This window comes from Parapedobacter sp. 2B3 (assembly GCF_041925275.1).
Lineage (GTDB): Bacteria > Bacteroidota > Bacteroidia > Sphingobacteriales > Sphingobacteriaceae > Parapedobacter > Parapedobacter pyrenivorans_A.
Genome location: NZ_JBHEUZ010000004.1, coordinates 211,875 through 237,517 on the forward strand (window position 1 = coordinate 211,875; position 25,643 = coordinate 237,517).

The window sequence follows — 25,643 nt, forward strand, 5'->3', positions numbered from 1 at the left end:
GAAATTTTAAAGTTTCTGCAAAATTACTTTTGGACCGCCACTCGCACTTTGTAAAAATGCGACAAATTAAAGTAGCGATGGTGAGCGTCCAGTATTTCGCTTAATTTCGTTGGTGAGATGCGAATGGTCATAATAGCCACACTCAAATGCAATATCTGATAAGCTCCTGCAAGTACCTGAATTTTTAATTATACTCAACGCATTTTGAAACCGGATAATATTTGAATACTCTTTTGGTGATAATCCAATGTACTTTTTAAAGTTTCGCTCCAGCTGTCTTACGGTTGTGAAATTTGCTTTTGCTAGTTCGTAAATGCTGATTTGCCCATTTGCTGCGTGGATATCATTGATAATTGATTGCAATTGGTTGTTTTTGCTTTTTAATCTTTCTGAAAAAAAATGATCAAAGTAATTGAATGGGTTTTCAAGTATTTCATCAACATTAAATGAATAGGATTTTTCAAGTTCAACAGTGTCGTTAGTCAACTCATTTTGTGAAGCATAATTGTAAAAATTAGCAAAAGTCGCCGGTTTTAGGCACACACCTAATAAATGTGTATCGCTGTCAATCAAGCTGTCTTTGAATGAAGTCATCGCGCCAACTACATAGGTTTTTCCAAATTCCATTGAAACCGAGCCGTTGTCTGTCAAACAAGTATCTCCCAAATTCATTAAAATACCGGCACAGCCATCTGGAAAAACCCGTTCCCATTGTCTTTCAAGTTCGTTTCCTTTCAATTCCCAATAGAAATGAATAAGAGGCTGTAATTCTTTGTAAGGTTTTATTTTTTTGTACTCCATAGATTTTGTGGTGTCGTTCGCTACCATGACCGCGAACGGTGCGGGTACTGCCAAAGTGGGGGTATTTAAAAACCGTCAGTACAAATATAGCACAAAGGCTGATAGAAGGCAATGCCTTGTTAGCGGTTCGTTGTTTGAGTGTACCCGTGTATAACCGCAATGGGCTTATCGTTCGGGCCCAGTAATCAAATATCTAGTTCCTATTTGGATTTCCGCCTCAACTCCACCTCATAATACCCCTGCAATTTTTTATGAAATTCCTCCGCGCGCTCCAGTGCGCGGTGCAAGTAGGCCAATGATTCCGCAATACCCGCCTCGGGAGAGCGAGCCATGTACCATGTGACATTACCCCACAAATGTGATGTTAAAAATATTGGTTTGTCAACATAATTAGGAAATTTTTCCCATAGCAACAATTTCGAAACTTATACGACTTTTTCCGCCCATTATTTGGAGGGTAGGGTAGAGGTGCCTATATTGCCGGCAGGTTTAGGTTGATAGCCCCTAACCCCATTGGGGCGGTCCCTGTTTCGATAAGAAACAGGGATTTTTTGTTTATACAACCTCAATCTCTGGATTCAGTTTTGTCAGTTCCGCAATAAGCCCGGCTTTATCCTCCGGCGATAGGCTGCGCCATTGGTTTCTGCTGCATATGAAGAGGATATTCATAGAATTCTGGAATCATTTATTTTATAAGCCATCAAGGAATTCCTTTGCTTTTCCCATAGGTCCACATTCATGATATTGCTCAATATCTTCCAGCGCCGTTCTGAGCTTATCTCCCAACAGGTCCTTTAGTTCCGATTTTCCCGAAAAATCCACCTACACTCTTACCAATCGCATAAGTGGTTCAAACGAATAGAGTGCGGGCCGCCTTCCAGCAGCGGCTTCCTTTTGTGCCAAATACCCTCTTTCCGTTAGTTTTTTGATGACACCCGCGGCTGTAGCCGCTGGAATTTGTGTTGTGTTTACAAATTTGTTGTTCCTGAAAACAGGATTAGTGAAAATAAAATCAAGGATGTTCAAGCTCCATTTTGAAGAAAGTAAATCCGTGAATTCTATTTTCAGGTCCTCGTCGCTCCGGAAATCTTATCATGGGTCACAGCCCAATCAAGGGCCTCCTGCTGGACTTCTTTCCGGTATCCCGGTTGCATCAAGGCTGTCAAGGATTTTCGGGATTTCTTATGAAACCGGAAAACATCCTGGAAATTGAGTTATATTACGCACAGTAAACTATTAAATTACACCAGCGTGATGATCGAGGTCATTTCTTCTTTTATAGCCGCTGCATTCGGCGGTTTCTTGTATTGGTACATTCGCAAAACAGCAAATGATGTGTCGTTCACTACAGACGGATTGGCCAAACTTGTCATGCACCCGTCCTACAAATACTTGTCTTTCATATGCCTATTGATTTGCTTGGTGTGTATTGCTGGGGCTATTTATGACCATGAACGTATGGATACGACCGGTTTTGCGTTTCTTTTATTAATTCTGTTTCTGTTTGGTTTTTTCGGAGTGTATGGGCTACTTGTGTATTACAACCATACCGTGCTATTCGACGAGCAGGTTATAATCTGTCGTGGTCCGCTTGGCCGTGTCAAACGTATCGCATGGGCTGATATAACAGATGTGGTTCATGATACAAATTTAGCTGTTGTCTACCTATACGCGGGTTCCCGAGAGCGGTTATCGATTCAGCAACATGTAAAAGGGTTTGATGAATTCCGAAGGACTTTAGTTCGACAAAGACCCGGGTTTGCATCGCGAATTAAAACCTAGCGTCTTCTAGTTGTCACTTGTGAAACGTATCCCTCCGACCACCGCGAGTTATCCCTGTTTTGTGAGCGAGGATATCGAGATTGTAACGCTCCAACGAAAAAAGCCCTGCCTGTCTGAATTGGAAGTCACAAATTGCGGCCTCAAAACTTTTTGTTTTATTCCTCCACTCCATATACAATACCAGTGCAGCCTATTTCACCGGCTCCCGCAGAATGGTCTTTAGCTTTTCCGGTGCGGTCCTTCGGAAGTCGGACAGGTAGATTTCATGGTGCACGCCGTTCCGCTTAAGCCCGTTCGATTCCGAGAATTCAGCAATTCGCGCCAGCGTTCCCGGCTCCGTGGAATAGGGCCCTACATGCAACACTTGGATACATTTGCCCTCCGCCATCCGGTAAAATTCAATGGCCCCAGCAAGGTCAGATTTTTTTTTCCGCAATACAATGTCAATCCCTTGCTGCACGTCCTTTTCGGTGATGTGCTCGGGTATCCGTATCAACAGCCGGTATTCCCATTCGCTTCGGGGTATTTTCGTTGGTGCATCGGCCATGGATGGGTTGCCGAAACGCTTTTCGTCATACCACCACAGCGCCTCGAGTTTAGCGACGGTAAAATCCCTTCCCGCCTGCTTGCTCCTGAATTTGATAGCGTAAGCCGTGGCATAAAGTGCCTGCAGCTTATTGGCAAAAGGAACACCCGACGGGTCGCCCTTACCAGTCAGCGAAAGGAAGTATGCAGGTTCGATGTCCACCAGCTCCGGCGTCGTCTTGGCGGTGTAATACGATTTGTATCGATTCATCAGGTCAAATTTTTTCATAGCGATTGTCCTATCTTTTTCGCAAAATACGATGGAATGGATGACAACCCTATGGCAGTTAAGCCCCGCGACTTCCAAATACCTTGTCTTGGTTTGATATCGAAATTTGCAACACAAGCTCAACGCCTATTAGGTATAACCCGAACTACTTTTCTGTTTTTCTGAAAAAAGATTCCGTGTTTTTAAGGACTTTTCGGAAAACAGGTGTCCTTACCATAGTATTGGCCCTGTATAGGGCCGTAAAGCAGATGCATTCAGCACGTATCAAGATTGAACATATGATTTCGGATAGAATATTGCAGCTATTGGCAAAGAAAATGGGGCAAGAAGCGTCTCCCGAAGAGGAAGCTGAGTTGCAGGACCTTCTGCAAAAACACCCTGATCATCAGGTGCTGATGGAAATTCTGCAATCCTTTGAAGGAGAAAGACTTCATAAAGAGCCACCGTTGGGAGAAGATCACCTGGTTCGTGAGGGTTGGCTCATGCTTCAGCAGGAATTGGGTGACTTCCAAACCACGGAGAGGATTGCGGAGAATAAGGAAGAGAAGCCAGCGAGGCGGTTCTTCTCGGCATGGATGAGCGGTATAGCCGTTGGTATCGGCCTTATTTTTCTTGGCTGTGGTTTTTATTTCATCATGAACTACGGCGAACCATCTTCAAGGACAGCTGGTACAAGTCAGGTAAACGTACCCAACGGAATGAAGGTCAAAAAAATACTTCCAGACAGTACGATAGTATGGTTGAACGCGGGAAGCCACATCCGTTATGACAGTAATTTTGTGCAGAAAACGCGTCATGTGTATCTCGAAGGCGAGGCTTATTTCAATGTGGCTCATGATAAAGACCATCCGTTTATCGTTCATGCAGGCAATATATCCGTTGAGGCGCTCGGAACCGAATTTAACGTGCAAGCTTATCAAAATACGAATAAAATAGAGGCCACGTTAATCAGCGGGAAAGTAGTGGTCAAGATCGACGGAAAACCCGATCATGACATTGTTCTATCGCCTAACGAGAAATTAACCGTCAACAACAAAGCGTTCCGTTTGCCCGATGCCCGAAACACCAAGGTCGTTACGGAAAACCCCACAGCGGTTAACTTCGAGGTGGAAGCGGTGTCTGAAATTCCTGCCATCGCCATGGTTCCCGAAGTTGCGTGGATACAGGACAAACTTGCTTTTGAAAATGAATCGTTTGATGAATTGGCGAAGCGAATGGAAAGACGGTACGATGTTCATATCATTTTCGAAGACGACCTATTGCGTAATGAGCGACTGTCCGGCGTTTTTGAAAATGAAAACATTCACAAAGCATTAAAACTACTACAAATGACCACCGGTTTTCAGTATCGCATAGAGGATGATACTGTTTACGTAAGACGCTAATTATAATCACTAAAAAATGACGATGTATTATATAAGAAACGGTTAATTAATTAAAAAAAGGAAGAGCAGCAACTCTTCCTTCGATCAGATCATCTGGAGCGACGAAAATCAGACCCATCGACTCCTAGTTATTAATCTTTCAAAACAAAAGTATGAAAAAAATACTCTTGTCAGTTCTTTTTAATGGCGATACGTTATTACCGAGACTGGTACGTTATATGAAGCTCATCTTTATTTTAACATTTGTTTGCAGTATCCAGGTTTCTGCAAATGTATTTTCGCAGACACGTTTTACGCTCGATATGAGGAATGTCAGCGTAGACAGGGTGCTCAGCCAAATACAGAAGGAAAGCGATTACCGCTTTTTCTATAACTACGGCCATCTGAAACACCTCGATAAGGTCAATATCCAGGTGAAGGACATGCCAGTTACCGAAATCCTGGACAGGTTGCTCGACAACAGCCTTTCCTACCGTCTGTTGCCGGATGAATTGGTCGTCATCGCTCCAAAAGGAGTCCAATCGGACGACTATAAGCTGGATGGCGTCGTAACGGACGATCAAGGCCGGCCATTGTCTGGCGTTTCCATACAGGTTAAAGGTTCGGCTACCGGTGCCACTACCGATGAATCCGGCAAGTTCTGGATCGTTGTTCCGCGCAGCGCCGTACTGGTATTTTCATATATCGGATTCCAAACCCAGGAAATTCCGGTAGATGGCAGGGCAAGCCTGCGCGTTCAACTTCAGGTTGCCGTATCGGGGCTCAACGAAGTTGTGGTGACAGCCCTGGGAATCACCCGCGAAAAGCGGGCAATCGGCTATGCAGTGCAATCCATAAAGGGCGAAGAAATTTCGACGTCTGCCAGCCCCAACCTGGTGCAGGCACTATCGGGCAAGGCCGCCGGATTGTTCATCACGGGTGGCACTACGGGGCTGGGCGGCTCTTCCAATATCATCGTCAGAGGGAATACGAACCTGAGCGGGAATAATCTGCCTTTATTTGTCATCGACGGTATTCCGTTCTTCAACGATGAAGTGGATAAGCAATCGTTCTGGGATAGTTTTGTCCTTTTTACTGCTCTTGAGAAAATAGAGCAGACTGAAACTTTGTTCCATGATTGTCCTATGTTTTTGGTTACAAAAATTAGGTCCAGACGCATTGTAAACAAGATGTAAATTAACTGAACAGGTTGATAGTCAAAAGTTTGTATGGTATTTCGTGGCAATTTTTAAAGGCGTGTCTATTGCCACGATTTTGCCACGAAAGTTTTGACTGTTTTTGCGAAATTTGTGCATAAATGTAAAATGCAAAGCCCCGCAAATACAGTATTTGCAGGGCTTTGCATTTTTTGTAATCCTCTTTAGCGGTGAGGGCGGGATTTGAACTGTTGCGTTTCCGTGTTGTTTTGCAATGATTTACATACTTGATTCCATCATTGCCACGATTTTGCCACAGACTTTCAAACTACCCACACATCATCTCTTGCGGTGAGGGAGGGATTCGAACCCTCGGTACCGTTTCCAGTACGACAGTTTAGCAAACTGTTCCTTTCGGCCACTCAGGCACCTCACCGTTTTGCGCCTGCAAACGTAACATAAAAAAACGAATTTCGGAAAAGTTGTGTGCCAAAAAATCAATTTCTTGACGGGCTAATCCGCAGCGTCTGTAGCTGGAGAATCCGTTTTGGAAACCGGCGTGTTTTTTTTGCTTGCATCGTAGTCGATACGCACGTGATAGATGCTTTTTAACATCTCCTTGAATATCTCGCTGACCGTGGTGATGTCTTTCAACGTGATGTTGCTATTGATAAACTGCTTCTGGTTCATCTTGGATTCGATGATTTTATCGACCACGTCATGGAGACCCTGCGCGGTAGGTTCTTTTAAGCTCCGTGATGCGGCTTCAACAGAGTCGGCCATCATCAAGACGGCAGTTTCCCGCGAAAAGGGGATAGGCCCCGGGTAGTGGAACATGTCTTCGTCCACCAGTTTTTCGGGGAAGGATTTGATGTACGATTGGTAGAAATAGTCTACCCGGGTGGTGCCGTGGTGGGTGCGGATGAAATCGATGATGACCTCGGGAAGTTGGTGCTTTTTAGCCAGCTCAACCCCTTTGGCCACGTGGGAGATGATGATCTGGGCACTTTGTTCAAACGAAAGGCTGTCGTGGGGATTGTACCCTTTCGTTTGGTTTTCGATGAAATACTGTGGATTCGACATCTTGCCGATATCATGGTATAGTGCACCCGCCCTTACCAACAACGTGTTGCCTCCGATTTGGTAAATGGCTGCCTCGGCGAGGTTGGCCACCTGCATGGAATGCTGGAATGTGCCGGGAGCCTTGTACGAAAGCTCGCGTAGCAGCTTGGAGTTGCTGTTGGTCAATTCCATCAAGGTAACGTCGGAAATGATGCCGAATACACGCTCGAATGCATAGATCAACGGATAGGCGAGCAGCGTAAGCAGCACACTGAAAATAAACGGGGTGAGGTCAGACCAATAGAGGTTGCTGAACGATCCGTTCCGCATCAACCCCATGCCGATATAGCCAACCAGGTAGGTGGCCAGGATGATGGCCGACGAAATCAGGAACTGTTCCCGCTTTATCAGCGTTTTGATACTGTATATAGCCACCATGCCCGTGGAAAACTGCAAGAAAACAAATTCGAAACTATTCGGAACAAAAAATGCAGCCAATAACACCATGAGCAGGTGGATGTTGAGCGCCAGCCGCGTATCGAAAAGCACGCGTACAATCACCGGGACAATGCAATAAGGGATGTAGTAAAGGCTTGGTATTTTGATGGTAATCGCCCATGATAAAACCGCCAACATGCCAGTAATGACAATCAGTATAAGGAAGATAAGCCGGTTGTTGTGGTAGATGTCCTTCCGGAAGAGGTACACGAATACGAAAAGGAGAGTTACCATCAAGGCAACCACGAGAAATTGACCTAATAGTAACAACGATCGGTTGCCGCCGATGCGGGCTTCTTCTTCGTAGGCCTTCCGCAATGATTCTATTTTTTGAAATATTTCGTTGTTTACGGTAGTCCCACCGGCCACAATGAGTTCGCCGCGCTGTACCATGCCTTTCGTAGTTGAAATGGTTGCCAACGCATCTTCTTCCAATTTCGTGGTGAGCGACTCGTTAAACAGGTAATTCACATTGATATAGTCGCCCAATACATCGACGAACCAGTCTTTTTGTTTTATGGCCGACCGGTTGCCGATCGTTCTCTTCAGGTACTCCAATGCAGTCTCAGTGGTCAATACACTGGCGGTATTCATCTGCTTGGCTACATTGTCGGTAAGTAGCGTGAAATTATAGTTCGTACGGTCTACCTGGAACTTGTTGTTGAGCGCGATGATTCCCCGCCTATATATCTCAGTAAGCAATTGCTCGCCTACCTGCTCATAAACGGCTTGGTTTTCGTTGAGCGTATCCAACCCCCCGGCTTGCCATTTCTCTGGCAGGTCTGTTTCGAACCTAGCGAGTTGCTGTTCGGCTACCTGCACGTGGTGATCGTAGACGGGATACACCGACTTGAGCACATTTTCGCGGTCTTTCTCAAGCTCTGCCTGTGTTTTCAATACAGCGAAGTTGTAAGGCGAAACCAAATCTTCGTGCATCCAAACCTTTCCCTTTTCGTATTCGTACCTGAATCGGGGTTGCTTTGGCAAAAGCATGGAAATCAGTATGATACTTAGTAGTATCATCCCATACTTCAGTAGATAGGAATAACTTCCCTTGGTGTCTGTCGACTTATATCTGATCTTTAATCTTGCCACATCCAGCGCATTAGGTAACAAACATACAGGTCCAACAACAGGGGATGGTACGTGGCAAAGGTAACAAAACGGCTCCAAAAGCCGCCAACGCCAAGTAGATAGTTTTTTTAATGATATGTTAAACCGACGGTAACGGTAAGTTATTGGTCGGGAGGTACCTTTCCAGTCGGAACACAAAAATTGTATCATGACAACATCGAACATTGAGATTACCGACAGTGCGTACCTGATTACCTTGGCCAAATCTGAGTTTGACTACCGGCAAGTAAGGCAATTGCTGAATATCCTATTCGCCGGGCGGCTGCCAGACAGCCAGTCGCCCCCCCGGGAGGAGGCAGCTGGTATACGCTCCCATGAGTTGGCTGAACGTTTTGACTCCCTTGCCGATAAGTAAATTTACGTTGCCTAAAAGTGCATTGTTTTGAATTTCAAAAATCAATCGGTATACTTGTGATGCGGTTATTCCGATTTATGCGCTTCCAATTAGAACGAAAATAGCATCACCCATATGGGTAAGGGCAAACCTGAAAATTCCAACCGAGCCGTACAGCACCTCCGAATAGGCAGTAAACTATTGGAACTGGCTATCATGTTGCTGTTGATTGCGGCTGCCGGATTTTCTCTCAGGGCACAGCAACCGGATATGTTACCCGTTTTACAGGAGCAGCTGGCGAACCATCAAGCAGCCCATCCAAACAGCAATCTCTACCTGCACTTAGACAAGACAACATACACACCCGAAGAGACGGTTTGGTTCAAGGCTTATTTACTGGGAGATACTTCGCTAAAAGCAGAGGTGCTGTATGTGCGAATCGTTGATGGCGAGCGGAATGAGGTTTCTAGTGCCCAATTTCCGATTTATGATATCCGGGCGCACGGGAACATTGCATTGTCCAAACCCGGAAAGGCCACGCGTTATGTGAACGGCAAGTATATTGTTGAGCCTACGCTTATAGATGGCCATTATATGCTATACGCTTACACGGATCGTATGGTAGCGGTGGGAGATACCAACGTATTCGCTCAACCCCTCCGGATCGGTCGTGTTACCGGCAGGCGGCTGGAAGCAACGGCGTCAGTAATCGATACCGCCATGCTGTATGGGGGAGGACAGGTGCAAGTGAAGGTAAACCTCACCGAGAATAGCAGCTTCGCCGAAGCTGTCAAAGGCGAATACCAGTTGCTGGCCGGCGGTGAAGAACTGAAGTACGGCAGACTGACCACCAATATATTCGGCGAAGCGTTCGTGAACTTTACCTATCCCAATCTGGCCGACCATGAATCGCTGAACGTGAAGCTGCTCTTCACGAAGGGCAATGATTACGCGGAGCTGGCGTTGAACCTGCCGCACCGGGGTAATCCTGTGACGGTGAATTGCCTTCCCGAAGGCGGCAGACCTGTGCCGGGCGGGCGTGTCGCCATCGAGGTGCTGGATATCGTCGGTAACCCGGTCCAGACCTCCGTGCGGGTGATGGATGGAGACAGCACCGTTGCCTGCGTTGCTACCGGTGCACAGGGCATGGCCACGGTTCAACTCCCGCATGTGGCAGGTGTACGGTATACGGTAAAGACATTGGATGGCCGCGGACAGACAACGCTTGACGTCCCACCAGCCGCTCGGCTTGAAGGCTTCAGCCTGAAGCTGAGCCAGGACAGCACGGGCAGCAGGGCCATGGTACGGAATTATGGACGGGACAGCACCGCCTTGTTGGTATTGCGCACCAACAGCGGAATCCTGTGGAGCACCCAACAGGAAATCCTTCCGGGCGATTCGGTGATGGTCATCGTTCCCGTGAGCAAATACCCAAAGGACGTGCTGAATTTGGCGGTGTTCGACAGGGATGGGACACCACAGGCCGAGCGGCTTTTTCTGAATAGGGCCGACGAACCCTATAGGGTTACGATGACGACCGATCGACAGGAATATGGAACGCACCAGAAAGTAACGGTCAGCATTCGTGCAACGGATGCATCAGGGAATCCGGTTGTTGCCAACTTTTCCGTGGCGGCAACCGACAGGAACCGAAATGATAGCCTCGTTTTTCGCAACATTTTGCAGCAGCGTTATCATAATGACTTTGTCCCGCAAGTTCAATATCGGTTGTTTTCAATGGAAAAAAAAATTGACTACGATCAGGTGCTGTTGGGGCGTAGCTGGTACGGGAAGCGTTGGGAAAGCATGCCTACGTATTCTCCAACCAGTATATCCAACCACTTTCCTGTAGCCGGAACCACGGGGATCATTGCCTCGCGCAATAAGAAAAAAATCCAGGAAATTAACATCCGCTCCTTAAAGCCCGCCAATGAAGTTCTTTTGTCGCTCGTCGGAAAGAATAAGAGAAACGACGCGAGAGAGGATAAATATAAGTATGTATCGGTAAACGTTGACGCTGACGGCACTTTCTTTATCCCGGCGTCGCAACTGCACGCTTTTCGGGATGCGCCTTGGGTTCTTGATATTTATAAGGGAGACTCGAAAGAAAATAACTACTTAGTCAGGTGGATAGATGATGATATTGGCTACGACAGTCTGGTCGCCTCCAAACCGTGGTTGTCACCGGAAGTCCATGTTGATGTAAGGGGCGAAAGTCCGAAAATCGCATCTGCTTTTAGTTTTAATGAGATCAATCTTCTGGAAGAAGTAGTTATCGGTGCACGGGAAGTTACCCCCAGACGACTGAAAGCAGATTGCAAGGATATGATCTGCGAACTTTGCAACTACCTCAATTGTCCGGCACGTCCTGCATATAGACCTACAAAAGGCAGGATTTATGATTATAGCCTGAATAAAGTTTCGGGTATTGATTTAGCGTCTGAGAATAAAGTCATCTACCTCGGCTGCGGCCGTTACCGAGACATCAACTATATCAAAAATATCACCATCCCGGAGGAATTCCCGTTGCCGGATTATGGAACCTATCCCACCACCGAGCTGGATATGCGCTCCACTGTTTACTGGAACCCGAATGTGTATACGGATGCTGACGGCACGGCCACGTTCAGCTTCTTCACATCGGATGTGACGGGCGAGTTCGAGATCGTTGTGCAGGGGCTGGTGGAATCGACGTTGAGACCACTGATGGGAACCGGAGGATTTAACGTGGTCAATCGATGAGTCGCGCGATAACTAATAGGACTCCGATGAGATTGGTCTTCATGATAGTTGCCGGTTTGCTTTCTTGGGCCAATCTGCTTTCGCAACCAGCGAAAAATAGGATTCAAGATGAGCCGCATGGCCGGCTATTACTTTACATCTCCACAGATAAGGTGCAGTACGTGCCAACAGAAACGATTTGGTTTGTAGGTTATGTTCTGGAAACCCAGTCCAACGACGATGGTTTAAAAGCAGATATCCTCTCCGTGGCGTTGGTCCGCGAAGATGATGGGTATGTGCAACTTCATAAAGACTATCTGATCGATAATGATATCTGTTCAGGGAGTCTCACATTGCCCGACACATTGGCTGACGGCGCCTACGTACTAATGGCCTATACCAATATTGTAGACAGCGATGAAAGACCTGTACATTTTTATCGTACACCGATAACGGTGTTGCGGAATGAGCCTACTGTCATCCACACCGATTTGCATCTGCTTGCTGATCGGTCTGATAAGGATACGCTTTATGTGCATGCCAAGGTTTTTTTCCCGGGGACGATTACTTTCAATGACCGGCATAAAGCGGTGATCGGTTACCACGTTCAGGGTAGTCAGCAGCGCAAGGTAGGCGTTGACGTCATCGGCGAAGCGGTACTTCCCGTCCCCGTACAGGATGTGCGTGGGTCAGACCACGTGTTGCAAAGGATGTGCTGAGCTTGGCGGTATTCGACAGGGACGGAGCTCCACTGGCTGAGCGGCTATTCCTGAATAGGACCGACGAAACCTATCAGGTTAAGATAACAACCGATCGACAGCAATACGGGACGCACCAGAGAGTGACCGTTAGCCTTAGTGCAACGGATGCATCGGGGAATCCCGTGGTGGCCAACTTTTCCGTGGCGGCGAGCGAGAAGAACCGAAAAGACAGCCTCGTTTTCCGTAACATCTTGCAGCAACGGTATTATGGACCATTTGCAAAGTCCGTTAGCGATTGGCTGATTTCTGCCAGGTCGGCAACTATTTTAGACCGTTTGTTGTTAAGTAATGAATGGCCGCGGAGCCGACGGAGAAGTGGCATGGTTTATCCACCTAGCGGATTATCCGCGCACTTATCGAACGCGGACGGGGTTGTTGGGATTGTGCCGTCAACAGTTAGAAAAATAGAGCTACGGTCTTTTCAAGGATTCAAGGTTGAAAAGAACAGCGTACGTCGAATAGTTAAGACGATGACTATCGAAGTGGATCGTAAGAGCCAAAGTTTCTTTGTGCCGGACAGTTTGTTGTTGTCACGAAGAGGACAGGAATGGGAACTCAAAATTCCAACGTCATCAGGTTGGAAATATGAGTATTTGGTTGACTGGGAGAATCCTGACATCGGCTTTGATCGTACGGTGGTAAGAGGTAAGCAGCTTTACATACCTGAGATTTTACATAGTTTCGCAATCGCAACGCTCCCAGTGGCTCCAGGATTTGATTTCAATGCAATGAATTTATTAGACGAAGTAGTGGTAGGCCGGAAGGAAAAAGCGATATCAAGAACATTGAGAAACACCAAGTGCGCACAATACGAGGATCGCATTCATGCGGAATATTTAAAAATGAGAGATCTATCTTACATGGCAGAATCGATGATAGTAAAGGGGAAAACATATACATGGGGTTATAATCCTTACGACGAACCTAAAACCATCATCTGCCTCGGCTGCGGCCGTTACCGCGATATCAACTACATCAAGAACATCACCATCCCGGAAGAGTTCCCGTTGCCGGATTATGAAACCTATCCCACCGCCGAGCTTGACATGCGCTCCACTGTTTACTGGAACCCCAATGTGTATACGGACGCGGATGGTACGGCCATGTTCAGCTTTTTCACATCGGATGTGACCGGCGAGTTCGAGATCGTGGCGCAGGGATTGGTGGAGTCTGATTTACGACCGCTGATAGGAACCGGTAGTTTTAACGTGACCAATCGATGAGGGGCAATAAAAAGGGATTGTTTTTTGGATGCCAGAAATCTATTTCGTTTCTTTGATTGATTCGGTTATTAATCAGGTCATTAACGGACGGCGAGGATGAATTCCAAGATCAGAATCTTTGTAAAACTCGAAAAGGACGGTACCGTTACCATCGAAACACCACGAAAGCTAAGAACATTCTCGGGAAGTTAGTTAACTAAAAACTGAGTTCGCTTATTATTTGTTGCTCAGAATGCCTTGAAAGGGGCATATTCAACTGAGAACGACGACGGAATAGCGGGCTATTTCGAGGAGTTTTCAGGAAGAAGATAGCGGTTTCAAAGTGAAAGACCGACAAAGCTAACCCAATAAACATGCTATGCGGCTTTGCCTTCGCTTGACTTATCCCGATAAGCCTGCACAAAGACGCCCCTTGCCTATCGCTGTTTATTGGATTTCTGAGCCGACAAAGAATAATCGAACTCAGGTTAAAAGCAAGCAACTCACTATAAAATCGTGGCCAACATTCGCTATCTTTGTCAAAAAAAGCGCAATGCCCAAACGTAAACACCTCGTAGCACCTTCCGTATTATCCGCAGACTTCGCCCATCTCTATGATGACATCGCGATGGTTAACCAAAGTGAGGCGGATTGGTTTCACATAGATATCATGGATGGAGTGTTCGTGCCCAATATTTCGTTTGGGTTCCCCGTACTCGCTTCCATTGCGCATTACGCCAAAAAGCCGCTCGATGTGCACCTCATGATCGTGGATCCCGATCGGTACATCGAACAATTCCATGCGATGGGGGCCGATAACATCACGGTACATGCCGAAGCATGCACCCACCTGAACCGCACGGTACAATCTATCCAGGAGCTGGGGTGTACCGCGGGCGTTGCCATCAATCCCGCCACGCCGGTATCGCAACTGCATGAAATCGTGGAAGATGTGGATATGATCTTGCTTATGTCGGTCAACCCCGGCTTCGGTGGCCAGAATTTCATCGAATCAACTTACCGGAAAATACGGGAATTGCGGGCGATGGCGGCAGGTCGGAATGATAGCTTGCTCATTGAGATAGATGGTGGCATAAGCAATCATAACGCATTGGCCCTACTCAAGGCAGGTGCCGATGTGCTGGTGGCAGGAAATTCCATTTTTTCCGATAAGAACCCTGCACATGCCATTTCCGAGCTGAAACGGATCACGCCGGATTTGATTTCGGCATGACGGCATGCCATCGTGACGTCCTGCAGTTTAGAACATTTCCAAATTAATTGGCCGTACTGCCAACCCTCCCAAAGCGATCTTTTTTTCGTAAATTCGCAGCAATTAAGGAATTAGGGTGCCTGATCATCCGTTATTGATTTCTTGCGTTTCTTTAATAACTGTTTTTTATACGATAGATGGCATTTGATATTGACATGATTAAAAAGGTCTACGCCCAGTACGGGGAGCGGATTGCCGCCGCCCGTAAGGTGGTAGATAGGCCTTTGACATTGACCGAGAAGATTTTATACACCCACCTATGGGATGGGAACGCTGTACAAGCGTATGAGCGCGGCGCTTCGTATGTGGATTTTGCGCCCGATCGGGTGGCCATGCAGGATGCTACAGCCCAGATGGCCTTGTTGCAGTTCATGCAGGCTGGTCGTCCACGGGTAGCCGTACCGTCTACAGTGCATTGCGATCACTTGATCCGTGCCAAAGAAGGCGCTGAGAAAGATTTGGCGGTAGCTACTACGGAAAGCAGGGAGGTGTTTGATTTCCTTGCATCGGTATCCAACAAATACGGCATCGGCTTCTGGAAGCCCGGTGCGGGCATCATCCACCAAGTGGTGCTTGAAAACTACGCATTCCCCGGTGGCATGATGATCGGTACCGATTCGCACACCGTTAATGCGGGCGGCTTGGGTATGCTCGCCATCGGCGTGGGCGGTGCGGATGCCTGCGACGTAATGGCGGGATTGCCGTGGGAGCTCAAGTTCCCCAAACTCATTGGCGTAAAGTTGACCGGTAAGCTCAACGGTTGGACCGCACCTAAGGACGTTATCCTAAAGGTAGCCGGTATCCTTACCGTGAAGGGCGGTACGGGGTGCATCGTGGAGTACTTCGGCGAAGGTGCCCAGTCGATGTCGTGTACTGGTAAAGGGACTATCTGCAATATGGGCGCGGAAATCGGTGCCACTACATCAACCTTCGGTTACGACGAGTCGATGGAACGTTACTTGCGGGCAACCAACCGCGCAGACGTGGCGGATGCCGCTAATGCCGTGAAGGAGCACCTTACCGCAGATCCCGAAGTATATGCCGATCCGGAACGCTATTTCGATCAGGTGATCGAGATCAACCTGTCTGATTTGGAACCCCACCTGAATGGCCCATTTACACCGGACCTGGCAACGCCGGTATCGAAGATGAAAGAAGAGGCCGCAAAAAATGGCTGGCCATTGAAAGTGGAGTGGGGGCTCATCGGGTCTTGCACCAACTCCTCATACGAGGACCTTTCGCGTGCAGCTTCCATTGCCAAACAGGCAGTAGACAAAGGATTGGCCACAAAAGCCGAATTTGGTATCAACCCGGGTTCGGAACAGGTACGGTATACCGCCGAGCGGGACGGCCTGCTAGATACATTTACCGACCTGGATGCCACGATATTCACCAATGCCTGCGGGCCGTGTATCGGTATGTGGGCCCGCGTGGGTGCGGAAAAGGCCGAGAAAAATACCATCGTGCACTCATTCAACCGTAATTTTGCGAAACGGGCCGATGGAAATCCCAATACGTATGCATTCGTGGCGTCACCCGAATTGGTGGCCGCCATTGCGATTTCGGGCGACCTGTCGTTCAACCCGATTACCGACACCCTGGTCAATAATCGGGGAGAGGCCGTGAAGTTGGATCCGCCGGTAGGTGATGAGCTCCCGCAGAAAGGATTTGATGTGGAGGATGCGGGCTACCAGGCCCCTGCAGCGGATGGAAGCGATGTGGTCGTGGCGGTTTCGCCAACTTCCGACCGTTTGCAATTGCTCGATCCGTTTGCGGCATGGGAAGGGACCGATCTTACGGGCTTGAAACTACTCATCAAAGCGAAAGGTAAGTGTACCACCGACCACATATCCATGGCGGGCCCCTGGCTTAAATACCGTGGCCACCTCGACAACATATCCAATAACCTGCTTATCGGTGCGGTTAACTTTTTCAATGAGCAGACGGATTCGGTAAAGAACCAGTTGACCGGCGAATACGGTGCCGTGCCAGCGACCCAACGAAGCTATAAAGCTGCGGGAATAGGCACGATTGTGGTTGGCGATGAAAATTACGGTGAAGGTTCATCGCGCGAGCATGCTGCCATGGAACCCCGCCACCTCGGCGTCCGTGCGGTGCTGGTCAAATCGTTTGCGCGTATCCACGAGACCAACCTGAAGAAGCAGGGGATGCTGGCCTTGACATTTGCCGACAAAGCAGATTACGACAAGATCCAAGAGGATGATACGTTTGATGTCGTCGGATTGACGGCCTTTGCACCGGATATGCCACTGACGCTAGTGGCGCGCCATGCAGACGGTACCGTTGACCACATCCAGGTGAACCACAGTTATAACGCCCAGCAGATTGGCTGGTTTAAGGCGGGCGGTGCACTGAACATCATTCGCCAGGGTCAGGCCACGGCGTAAGCAAGAGCTAACTAAACTAAGCAAAAGCCGTTTCCGGAATGACCCGGAACGGCTTTTTTAATGCCATCATGTGGGTTTTATTGCGAATGAGGGCAACTTTTGTTAAGTTTGTTGTTTGGCATGCCGATGTTGAATTTAAACAAAACACAACGGCGCAAACTGAGCATTTTTGCGAAGTGCGTTATCTTTTCCTTTTTGGCCTGGGCGCTTTTTGCCTTATCCAGCAATTACGTATATACCGTCAAAGCGGGTATGCAGTACGTAAATGCACCGGATAACCGGGCCTTCCACCCGCTGCAATCGGATACGGTAAGTGTACGGTTGGAAGCCAATGGCTGGCAGCTGCTGTTTTCGACCTTCCAATCGGCAACCGAAACAATACAGGTGGATCTGAGCGGCCTCCGCAGCCGCAATTGGGTGGTGTTTGCCAACCAATTGGGGTTCATTAACCGGCAGTTCCCGGCCAATAAGCAGGTGATTTCCGTATCGCCGGATACACTGTATTTTGATTTTTCGAAACAGACGGAGCGTAAAGTGCCGGTAAGGGCGTTACATCGCCTTCAATTCCAGAAGCAATATGATATTATTGATAAACTGCGTATATCGCCCGAATATGTGACGATAACCGGTCCGCTTGACGATGTTGTGCAAATTGAACAATGGGAAACCGATACCATCCGCGCAGCCAGCGTCAACGGCGACCTCCATACGGTTGTCCAGCTGAAACATAACCAGCGTGCCAATATCAGCGTATACCCTACATCCGTGACGGTGGACATCCCAGTGGGGGAAGTCACCGAGAAGACGCTGGATGTACCGCTGAAAGTCGAAAATGGCAGGCAGTTCAGTTCGGTGAAGCTGCTTCCCGGCAAGGTACGGCTTACCGTGATGGTTTCCTTGAAAGATTTCGCCAAGGTGACTGCGGGTACGTTCGAGGCGGTGGTAAACATGGATGATTGGGTAGAGAATGGCGTCAAGAACCTGCCGGTCATCGTTACACAGCTTCCGGATTATTGCAAGTTGGTGAAGGTGGAACCACAGAATGTCGATTTTTTTGTTCGCAAATAACGGTTTTAATGGGAGTACGGATGCCAGTAAAAGTAGGAGTTACCGGCGGGATCGGTAGCGGAAAGTCCATCGTTTGCAGGATATTCCAAACGTTGGGGATACCTGTTTTTGATGCGGATAGCGAAGCAAAGCGGCTCATGGCTACCGATGCGGGCCTTGTTGCCGCGATACGTGCCGAATTTGGCGATGGGGCCTATCACAACGACGGCACGGTAAACCGCGGATACCTGGCCGATCAGGTGTTCAACGATGCACCGCGCCTGCAAATATTGAATGGGTTGGTACACCCCGTAGCCATACGGGCCGGTGAAGAGTGGGCCGATAGCCAAGATGCTCCCTATACCATTAAGGAAGCAGCCTTGCTGTTCGAAAGCGGCTCGTTTAAGTTGAACGACTATACCGTTTTGGTGACCGCCCCCGAGGCGATACGGTTGGCACGGGTGGTGAAGCGGGATGGGATCAGCCCCGAGCAGGTACGGGCGCGTATGCAACGGCAATGGCCGGACGAGGAAAAGGCACGGCGCGCCGATTTCACCATCGTGAACGATGGCGTGCAGGCGATACTGCCGCAGGTGCTGGAACTTGACCGCCTTTTTCGCTCAAAGCAACTATAATGGGCGTTATCTTACCGGATTTCCTTGTTCAGCGTGCAGAGGGGTACTATTGCAAGTATGGCGATTTCTTCATCGATCCGATGCTACCCGTGCACCGCGCGGTGGTAACCCATGCCCACGCCGACCATGCAAGCCGCGATCAGGACACTGTATATTGTACGGCGCCCACGGCACGTTTCATGCAGTATCGGTATCGCCGGCAGGCTGCCCGCAATTTTGTCGAGCTGCTTTTTCATCAGCCTTTTTCCATTGGTGGCGTTACCCTCCGTTTCATCCCTGCCGGCCACATGTTGGGGTCGGCCCAAGTGGTGATGGTGCACCAGGGGGTTACTTATTTGTTTACGGGCGATTATAAACGGCAGGTGGATGATACCTGCGAACCGTTGGAGACCGTGGAAGCCGATGTGTTGATTACGGAAAGCACATTTGCCAATCCGCAGGTATCGCATCCCGACCCCGTAGCGGAGATATCGAAGATAAAGGATATACCCCACCACGTAATGATTGGCACCTACGCGTTGGGGAAGGCACAGCGGCTTACCGCGTTGCTGAATGCGTATTGCCCGGATAGGCGCGTGTGGGTACACCATGGGATATTGCCGTTTCACCGGCTATATGACGAAATGGGCGTGCCGAATTTGCGCTACGAACCCTATGATCGGCGGGTACTGAAGAATAGCGCCGGCCACCATGTATACCTGGTGCCACCCATCGCGTTCAACAGCTATTACCGCGCAATCCCCTTTGTCCGGATGTTTGCATCGGGATGGGAACGCCTACAACGGCGGAATGACCTATCGCTGTACATTTCCGACCATGTGGACTGGAACGATATTTTGCAGTACATCGCTGCCGTAAGGCCCCGCGAAATCTGGACCGTGCACGGCGATGGCAGGTACTTGGCCAGCCATTTTGCCGGTTCGATAGCTGTCAAGGCAATTGGCTGATATAAAAAAGGACGGGCGGCTTCCAAAGTTTAGAAGCCGCCCGTCCGCCCGGTTCAATCGCTTGCGTTTGCTATTTCTCCCACCATACCTTGGTCATCACGTCGTCGCCACCGATCCTTTCGGCCGCCGTCTGGTAATTTTGGGGGTTGAAACGCCGCACGTCATTATGGTACATAAAGCGGGTTGGCATCACGCCATCGTGTAGCATATATTCCGTGGTCGGTAAAACGGGGAACCCCGTCCGTCGGTACTCGAACCACTGTTGGTAATCGTTGAAGAAGAGCCCGAGGTATTTTTGTGTCATGATTTGCTCCAACGTGCCGTCGAATGCGGCAGCTTCGTTTTCAAAATAGTTTGCGGGCACTGCACCGCCGTTCCACTGCGTAATCGCTGCCGTAACCGCCCGTTCATAAGCCGACTTTGCAGCTTCCAAATCACCGAAATGCAACGCTACCTCGGCTTTGATAAATTCCACTTCTGCATAACCCATGATAACTTCCTTTATCGGCGTGCCGATATTATCGTAAATCATCACATTGCCGTTGGGTGTGCTGGGATTGTAATTGAATTGGGAGGCATCGCCGGAGTGGGCGCTCGGGATACCGACATAGCCGACCTGTTGTATCGTCCCATCTACCAACCGGGTGGCCTGCGTCATGAACAACGGGCGCCGGGGGTCGTTGAGGTCGTTCAATAAATCAACGAAGAACGAGGACATCGCTTCAAAATTGACGTAATCCTGCCGGCGTGCCCACGCATAATTGTAAGGCGGGTTGCCGGTGATTGTCACCAATGCTGCCTCTGCGTTGCTTGTGAATATGGGATAGCCGTCCGGATTATCGATGATCTGCTTGATCCGGTTATAGCTGTCGAACTCAGAGCGCTTGGAAAGCCTTAGCAGCAAGCGCATCAGCAACGAATTGTTGAACTTTCTCCATTTCGCTTTATCATTTGCATACAGCAGGTCTTCGCCTTCCATGATGCCCGTACCCGAGTAGATCGTGTTCGCCGCTTCGAGATTGGCTATCAGCTGGGTATAGATTTCCTCCTGAGTGTCAAATTTCGGCTGGTTAACGCCCTCTTCGGCGAGGAGGGCCTCACTGAATGGAACATCGCCGAAGCTGTCGGTGAGAATCCCCATGATGTAGGCCTGCAAGGTGAAAGCGACGGCCTGGTACATCGGTTGGTCATACGTCACCGCGGCTTCCTGCATTTCCCGGATGTTCCGTAGCCATCGGTAGCAGGTATTCCAGGTGCCATTTCCGGCTGTTTCGGTCACGTCGTACCGATGGGTGCCCAGCGCTACGCTCGGATTGGGCAAGCCTACCTGCATGATCTGCCAAGTGAAATCGTAGCTGCGCACGGTAAAATATGTGCTCATGCCATAGATGGTGGGCGTAAGCAAACTGCCCGGGGTGACTTTGTCAATCCGGTTGGGGTCGATATTCAGTTCTTCGAAGTTCTTGGTACATGAGAGGGTACTTAACATGATAAGCGCTCCAAGTACCTGATATAGTTTCTTTTTCATCGTATTCGATTTTACAGCTGTTCGATGGATTATAGGGTTAATCGGAGGTTCAACCCCCAGGTCCGGGTGGAGGGCATCTGTCCCATTTCCACACCGGGCATGATAGATGCGCCGTTGAGCGCTGCGGTTTCGGGGTCAAACATGGGGAAATCCGAAATCATGGCGAGATCCCTGCCGTAAACGGCCACGCTCGCTCCAGCTAACCTTATCTTTGTCGTTAGGCTTCGTGGCAACGTGTACTCCAGCCGGACCTCCCTTAGTTTTAGGAACGACGCGTCAAAGCTATTGGTCTCTACATTCGCCCTCCGATAATAATCGGCATACCAGGTTTGGATGGGTACTTCCTTCGTGTTTGGCGAATAACTGCCATCGGCATGCTGCACTACGCCGTCGCCCACGACGGTCATTGTTTCGCGTCCATGGAGAGTGTGGCTCAACTTGCCCTGTTCGGTCATTTTATGGTGGGTCTGGGAATATACCAGTCCACCGTACTGCCCGTCGATCAGTACGCTCATCCGCCAATTCCGATAGCGGAATTCATTTTGGAAGCCACCGCGCCAATCGGCATACGCATTGCCGATTTTCTGTATATCCGACGGTCGAACGGCCAAGCCTGTTCCTTCGTTAAACACCACTTGTCCATCGTCGTTGCGCACAAGGCCAAACCCATAGAGGTCGCCGGTGGTTCCACCCTTACGGGCGATGATAGAGACCGCTCCGGCCCCGCTCTGCGCCAGGATCTGCTCCTCATTTTCAATGTCGGCACTCAATTCGAGGATGCGATTATCATTTTTGGCCCACGTCACGGTGCTTGTCCACGTGAAATTGTCATTGGCAATGGGTTTCCCGCTTAGCATGACCTCGATACCTCGATTCCGTACTTTGCCGCCATTGATATAGGCATAGCTATAGCCCGTTGTGATATCCAAAGGTACGCGCAACACCTGGTTGACCGTAATATTGTTGTACAGGTTTACATCCGCATTGATGCGGTTTTTGAAGAGCGAAAAGTCCACTCCACCTTCCCAGGAGGTAGAGATCTCCGGTTTTAATTCGGCATTATGCAGGGTCGTCGGCGCGTTGGCCGATCCGGGGAAGTCGATGGATTCATAATATTTCTGCAGTCGATAAGGTTCGGTGTCGTTACCCACCATCGCCCACGAAAGGCGCGCTTTGGCAAACGATATGGCGGCAGGTAACTGGAAGATGTCGCTTAGCACAAAGCTGGAACTGACAGAAGGGTAGAAGTACGACCAGTTTTCGCGGGGCAGGGTAGAGGACCAGTCATTCCTTCCGGTAATATCTACGAAGACCTTATCCTGCCAGGAAAGGTTTACTAGCCCGTAGATACTATGGATCTGCTTTTGATAGATGTTGTTGTTTGCAATCGCAACGTCCAACGCGTTGCTCAACTTGTATATGCCGGGTAGGTTGAGTCCGCGGGCAACGGCGTTGTTGTTCTTTTCCTCTCTATTCATGATGTTCCCGCCGAGCGAGGCGTTGATGTTGAATTGCTGGCCCAATGCATCTTTATACGTCAGCAACAAGTCGCTGTTGGACTCGAAAAAATAAACGTCTTGTTGCTTGTAGTATCCCTTGGGGAAGTTGGCCGTGTCCCAGGGGCGACGGTTTTCGCGTTGGTCCTGACGCAGATTGAGGCCGGAACGGACCATGAGCTCCCATTTCGGGCTAAATGTATAGATACCCTGTAAATTGCCATCTATGTTCGTGTTTTTCAGGCTATTTGTCATCTCATGGGCAATCAGGAACGGATTTTCGATATAGGAGCTGAATGGATGTATTTGGGTAATCTGCTCCTGTCCCTTACGCCAACGCGGTTCATATACAGCCAAGTCGATATTGGGGTTCTGGAAAATCATGAAATACGAGATAGACTGGTTGTTGTAGCCCGTGCCGGGCAAGTTGTCACTGCGTTTGTTTGTATAGGCAAACTTTGCATTGACTTGCAGTTTGTCAGACAGCCGTGCGCTCGTATTGAGCGACGCTACCAGTCGCTCAAAGCCGGTGTTGGGCATGATCCATTCATTTTTGGTATGGGTGAACGAAGCCCTGGCCGAAAAATTATCGGTAGCCCCATCAAAAGCCACGCTGTTCGTAAGCGTCATGCCGTTCCGGAAAAACCCTTTGACATTGTCCTTATAGGGGCGCCATGGCAATCGTTCGGTCGATTGCCCTTCAATCGTCGGGTCATATTGGTAATAGTCCTGGCCATCGAACTTGGGGCCAAATGCACTGGAGGTAGAACCCGTGTTCGGTCCGTCTTCCGATAGTTGGTAAGAATAGTATAGCTCGCCGGCTGCATTCCGGTTGTTGTTTCCTTGCCCGTATTCATATTGCATGTCTGGCCAGCGAAGGATATCGTTGATACTACTGTTCGAATTGATGGTGATACCAACGCCGCCCGTGCGTTTGCTGCCTTTTTTCGTGGTGATGATCAATGCGCCATTTCCAGCACGGCTTCCGTACAGGGCAGTGGCGGCAGCGCCCTTCAGCACCGTTACGGATTCGATGTCGTCCGGATTGATATCTCCCAGCCCGTTGCCAAAATCGATGGGAATATCTTTGTCCCCTCCAACGACCCCCGCGCCGTAGGCGTCGTTCACACCCGAACTGGCTTTGCCATTGATCATCGGGATGCCATCAACCACGATCAGTGCTTCGTTGCCGCCGGCGTCGAACGAGCGATCCCCGCGCAGGTTTATGCGTGTCGTATTCAACGGACCCGACCCCGCCTGTATTAAATTCAAGCCCGCTACTTTGCCCTTCATGGCATCAGACCAGCTGCTCGGCATGGCTTCCGTGAGGTCGTCGCCCTTGACGGTGCTCACTGCATATCCCAACCCTTTGGCCTCCCTTTCGATACCCAATGCCGTGACGACCACTTCGGAGATTTCCGTACTGGATAATTGAAGCGCAACGACCAAATTACGTTCCGATGCTGTAATGGTGACGGTTTGCGTCTCATAGCCGATGAGTGAAAACGTTAAGGTTGTTCCCGATGCGGCGGTAAGTTCAAAACGACCTGCTGCATCGGTGGCGACCAGCGACCGACCGTTGGATCCGATGGATACACCACTGAGTGGCTGGTTGTCTTCCGCATCCTGTACAATGCCCCGCACGGTCAATTGTTGTAAAGCACGGTCGTGCGGAGTTTCATTGGCTTTCGTTTTTTCAATCCCAAGCAATGTGGTCAATGGGAAAATAAGCAGGCACAGTTTGATGCACCAATGCCCAGACAATAAATTGTAGTGTTTTTTCATTTCATTAGCGGGTTTTTATGCTATGTTATTTCACGGTGCAATGATGCCCTTCTATTGTTTAGTCATTGTTAATGGTGGATTACCATAGCATAAAGTTTATAAGCGATTTGTGTATGTTGTCGGATTTGTCTTTACCTCAATTGCCCAACCATAAGAATAGGACAGCTGCCAGTGCCGCCCCCAAAAGAGGACCAATGATAGGTACCCAGGCGTACGTGCCGTCGAATGGCGCTTTGTTTTTCAAGGGCAGCAAAGCATGTACGATACGCGGACCGAGGTCCCTTGCCGGATTGATGGCATAACCGGTAGTACCGCCTAGGGCCAAGCCGATGACCCAGACAACAAACGCCACGGGAAGAGCACCCAATGAACCCAAGCCGATTGGGATGGCTGCATCGGAATCACTGCTGAGCGCCGCATCGGTGAAATAGAAGATGGTGAAAAGAAGAACAAAGGTGCCCACCACCTCGCTGAGGAGGTTTACGGGAAGGTTACGGATGGCCGGTGCCGTACAGAACACGGCCTGCTTTGCTGCGGCATCAGCTGTCGCCCTGAAATGGTCTTGGTATAGCAGCCAGACCATAAATGCGCCTCCCATCGCTCCAATCAATTGGGCGAGTACATAAGATAATGCATCCGCACTGTCGATGTTTCCGGCGATGTACATGGCCAATGTGACCGCGGGGTTGAGGTGGGCACCGCTGTAGGGTCCGGCAATGACCACCCCCACGAATACGCCGAGGGCCCAAGCCGTGGTGATGACAATCCAGCCACTATTGTGGCCCTTCGTGCCTTGGAGTACAACGTTGGCCACTACCCCGCCCCCAAGTAGGATGAGGAAGGCTGTGCCGATGAGTTCTGCGATAAAAGGTGTCATAAGTTAGTCGTTAGTCA

20 protein-coding genes and 1 tRNA gene are annotated in these 25,643 nt (G+C 49.3%); 13 read left to right on the forward strand and 8 right to left on the reverse strand.

The features are described from left to right. Positions 1-66: 66 nt before the first annotated feature. Positions 67-828 carry a DUF6597 domain-containing transcriptional factor gene (locus tag ACEVG1_RS06880; protein WP_374742847.1) on the reverse strand — a complete coding sequence of 254 codons (762 nt, stop codon included), beginning with the start codon at positions 826-828 and terminating at the stop codon, positions 67-69. A gap of 173 nt (positions 829-1,001) precedes the next feature. Beyond that, the gene (locus ACEVG1_RS06885) at positions 1,002-1,133 is read right to left on the reverse strand and encodes a hypothetical protein (protein ID WP_374742848.1); all 132 of its coding nucleotides are present in this window, start codon (positions 1,131-1,133) and stop codon (positions 1,002-1,004) included. Positions 1,134-2,052: 919 nt separating this feature from the next. Here ACEVG1_RS06885 and ACEVG1_RS06890 point away from each other — a divergent pair. Beyond that, positions 2,053-2,583, forward strand: coding sequence for a hypothetical protein (locus tag ACEVG1_RS06890; RefSeq protein WP_374742850.1), 531 nt, complete (start codon positions 2,053-2,055; stop codon positions 2,581-2,583). Positions 2,584-2,773: 190 nt separating this feature from the next. Here the strand turns inward: ACEVG1_RS06890 and ACEVG1_RS06895 are convergent, their stop codons facing one another. Further along, positions 2,774-3,397, reverse strand: a complete 624-nt coding sequence (locus ACEVG1_RS06895; RefSeq protein ID WP_374742852.1) for a GyrI-like domain-containing protein — start codon at positions 3,395-3,397, stop codon at positions 2,774-2,776. Between the two features lie 248 nt (positions 3,398-3,645). Between ACEVG1_RS06895 and ACEVG1_RS06900 the strand changes: the two genes are divergently transcribed. Beyond that, positions 3,646-4,782 (forward strand): FecR family protein, encoded by a 1,137-nt coding sequence (locus tag ACEVG1_RS06900; protein ID WP_374742854.1) that lies wholly within the window; start codon positions 3,646-3,648, stop codon positions 4,780-4,782. A gap of 302 nt (positions 4,783-5,084) precedes the next feature. Next, entirely contained in the window at positions 5,085-5,957 is an 873-nt protein-coding gene (locus ACEVG1_RS06905) for a carboxypeptidase-like regulatory domain-containing protein (protein WP_374742856.1), read from the forward strand. Between the two features lie 310 nt (positions 5,958-6,267). On the opposite strand, the gene ACEVG1_RS06910 is transcribed toward ACEVG1_RS06905, so the two are convergent. Both ACEVG1_RS06910 and ACEVG1_RS06915 read right to left on the reverse strand, forming a co-directional pair. Beyond that, positions 6,268-6,354: transfer RNA gene (locus ACEVG1_RS06910), tRNA-Ser, on the reverse strand. Between the two features lie 77 nt (positions 6,355-6,431). Then, on the reverse strand, positions 6,432-8,573 hold the full coding sequence (locus ACEVG1_RS06915) for an HD family phosphohydrolase (protein ID WP_374742858.1): 2,142 nt from the start codon (positions 8,571-8,573) through the stop codon (positions 6,432-6,434). A gap of 187 nt (positions 8,574-8,760) precedes the next feature. Between ACEVG1_RS06915 and ACEVG1_RS06920 the strand changes: the two genes are divergently transcribed. The 10 genes from ACEVG1_RS06920 (at position 8,761) to ACEVG1_RS06965 (ending at position 19,940) form a co-directional block, all read left to right on the forward strand. Then, positions 8,761-8,967, forward strand: a complete 207-nt coding sequence (locus ACEVG1_RS06920) for a hypothetical protein (RefSeq protein WP_374742860.1) — start codon at positions 8,761-8,763, stop codon at positions 8,965-8,967. Positions 8,968-9,081: 114 nt separating this feature from the next. Beyond that, on the forward strand, positions 9,082-11,688 hold the full coding sequence (locus ACEVG1_RS06925; protein ID WP_374742862.1) for a hypothetical protein: 2,607 nt from the start codon (positions 9,082-9,084) through the stop codon (positions 11,686-11,688). A gap of 26 nt (positions 11,689-11,714) precedes the next feature. Continuing rightward, positions 11,715-12,386: a hypothetical protein gene (locus tag ACEVG1_RS06930; RefSeq protein ID WP_374742864.1), complete on the forward strand. Its 672-nt coding sequence runs from the start codon at positions 11,715-11,717 to the stop codon at positions 12,384-12,386. Next, the gene (locus ACEVG1_RS06935) at positions 12,380-13,651 is read left to right on the forward strand and encodes a hypothetical protein (protein WP_374742866.1); all 1,272 of its coding nucleotides are present in this window, start codon (positions 12,380-12,382) and stop codon (positions 13,649-13,651) included. The genes ACEVG1_RS06930 and ACEVG1_RS06935 overlap by 7 nt, the downstream gene beginning before the upstream one ends. Before the next feature lie 532 nt (positions 13,652-14,183). Beyond that, positions 14,184-14,864 carry a ribulose-phosphate 3-epimerase gene (gene rpe / locus ACEVG1_RS06940; protein WP_374742868.1) on the forward strand — a complete coding sequence of 227 codons (681 nt, stop codon included), beginning with the start codon at positions 14,184-14,186 and terminating at the stop codon, positions 14,862-14,864. A 176-nt stretch (positions 14,865-15,040) separates the two neighbouring features. After that, positions 15,041-17,311, forward strand: a complete 2,271-nt coding sequence (locus ACEVG1_RS06945; protein WP_374742871.1) for an aconitate hydratase — start codon at positions 15,041-15,043, stop codon at positions 17,309-17,311. Positions 17,312-17,349: 38 nt separating this feature from the next. Next, the gene (locus ACEVG1_RS06950; protein ID WP_374742873.1) at positions 17,350-17,589 is read left to right on the forward strand and encodes a hypothetical protein; all 240 of its coding nucleotides are present in this window, start codon (positions 17,350-17,352) and stop codon (positions 17,587-17,589) included. After that, positions 17,564-18,379 carry a hypothetical protein gene (locus tag ACEVG1_RS06955; protein ID WP_374742875.1) on the forward strand — a complete coding sequence of 272 codons (816 nt, stop codon included), beginning with the start codon at positions 17,564-17,566 and terminating at the stop codon, positions 18,377-18,379. Before ACEVG1_RS06950 ends, ACEVG1_RS06955 begins: the two co-directional genes overlap by 26 nt. Positions 18,380-18,399: 20 nt before the next feature. Further along, positions 18,400-18,993 (forward strand): dephospho-CoA kinase, encoded by a 594-nt coding sequence (coaE, locus tag ACEVG1_RS06960; protein ID WP_374742877.1) that lies wholly within the window; start codon positions 18,400-18,402, stop codon positions 18,991-18,993. Further along, positions 18,993-19,940 (forward strand): MBL fold metallo-hydrolase, encoded by a 948-nt coding sequence (locus ACEVG1_RS06965; protein WP_374742879.1) that lies wholly within the window; start codon positions 18,993-18,995, stop codon positions 19,938-19,940. The genes coaE and ACEVG1_RS06965 overlap by 1 nt, the downstream gene beginning before the upstream one ends. Positions 19,941-20,010: 70 nt before the next feature. Here the strand turns inward: ACEVG1_RS06965 and ACEVG1_RS06970 are convergent, their stop codons facing one another. The 3 genes from ACEVG1_RS06970 to ACEVG1_RS06980 all read right to left on the reverse strand — a co-directional run bounded on the left by ACEVG1_RS06970 (position 20,011) and on the right by ACEVG1_RS06980 (position 25,626). After that, positions 20,011-21,468: a SusD/RagB family nutrient-binding outer membrane lipoprotein gene (locus ACEVG1_RS06970; protein WP_374742881.1), complete on the reverse strand. Its 1,458-nt coding sequence runs from the start codon at positions 21,466-21,468 to the stop codon at positions 20,011-20,013. Positions 21,469-21,497: 29 nt separating this feature from the next. Then, a complete protein-coding gene (locus tag ACEVG1_RS06975; RefSeq protein ID WP_374742883.1) occupies positions 21,498-24,749 on the reverse strand; it encodes a SusC/RagA family TonB-linked outer membrane protein in 3,252 nt (1,083 codons plus the stop codon). Positions 24,750-24,885: 136 nt separating this feature from the next. After that, positions 24,886-25,626 carry an MIP/aquaporin family protein gene (locus ACEVG1_RS06980; protein ID WP_374742884.1) on the reverse strand — a complete coding sequence of 247 codons (741 nt, stop codon included), beginning with the start codon at positions 25,624-25,626 and terminating at the stop codon, positions 24,886-24,888. Between the last annotated feature and the right edge of the window lie 17 nt (positions 25,627-25,643).